The organism is Rhizobium sp. 01L419 (genome assembly GCF_056400025.1).
Genome location: NZ_JBFTSM010000071.1, coordinates 1 through 382, shown reverse-complemented (window position 1 = coordinate 382; position 382 = coordinate 1). Strand labels below are relative to the sequence as shown.

The window sequence follows — 382 nt, the reverse complement described above, 5'->3', positions numbered from 1 at the left end:
GCGAAGGCCAGAACCCGGCTCGCCAAGCGGCGATGAAGGCCGGCGTTCCCAAGGAAGCGACAGCCTGGAGCGTCAACCAGCTCTGCGGTTCCGGCCTGCGCGCCGTTGCCCTCGGCATGCAGCAGATCGCGCTCGGCGATGCGAAGATCATCGTCGCCGGCGGCCAGGAATCCATGTCGATGGCGCCGCATGCAGCGCATTTGCGCGGCGGCGTGAAGATGGGCGACATGAAGATGATCGACACAATGATCAAGGACGGTCTGACCGACGCCTTCTACGGCTATCATATGGGTATCACCGCAGAAAATATCGCGCGCCAGTGGCAGCTTTCACGCGACGACCAGGACCAGTTCGCAGTGAGTTCGCAGAACAAGGCGGAGGC

General features: G+C 62.8%; 1 protein-coding gene. It reads left to right on the top strand.

Features of this window, described 5'->3' with window-relative positions; genetic code table 11:
• On the top strand, positions 1 to 382 hold a 382-nt coding region (locus AC1DUP_RS36830), incomplete at both ends, for a thiolase family protein (protein ID WP_477837400.1).